Genomic DNA, 547 nt, shown 5'->3' with positions numbered 1-547 from the left:
GCTGCTATCTTGGCGAGGTCGAACTGACCAAAAGTGCAAAATACCACACCCATGCGGTGCTGGTTGGCAAGGGGCATAAGCTATTAAAAAGGGATAAGAAACGCGTTTATAAGGAACCTTGGTTGCTCGTTTCTTCCCTTGTAAAAAGACACAATTTTCTCGAAAAAGTGCTCAAACTATATGGTATGAGAATGCAGATAGAGGCAGGGTTTCGAGACCAAAAAAGCGTTCGATTTGGCTTAGGCTCAGATCTACACAGAACGAATAAACTCAACCGATTAAATATACTGTTACTGTTAGCGACGTTGGCCCATTGGTTTTCGATGATGCTTGGTGCCGTGATAGATAAAGCAGGAAAAACGGGCGAACTCAATCAAAAACAGGCGAGTGGTTTCGTGGGCATTTGTTGGACTACGATACTTCCAAAAACAGTCATTTAAACTACGACGGCGAGACTACATAGAGGGGCTAGTCTATTTCATACAGGTAGTAGTACAACTTAACTGGAAAAATATGGATGTAAGTGATGTGATTGAAAATTAATGAC

At 41.9% G+C, this 547-nt stretch carries 1 protein-coding gene; it reads left to right on the top strand.

Features of this window, described 5'->3' with window-relative positions:
• Positions 1 to 440, top strand: a 440-nt coding sequence (locus CWC18_RS20780) for a transposase (protein ID WP_171041194.1), incomplete at its 5' end; no start/stop codon positions are given.
• Between the last annotated feature and the right edge of the window lie 107 nt (positions 441 to 547).

It is taken from the genome of Pseudoalteromonas aurantia (assembly GCF_005886875.1).
GTDB classification, from domain to species: Bacteria; Pseudomonadota; Gammaproteobacteria; order Enterobacterales; family Alteromonadaceae; genus Pseudoalteromonas; species Pseudoalteromonas aurantia_A.
Note: the sequence above shows the minus strand (reverse complement) of the source record. Positions and strands in the feature narration are given on the sequence as shown.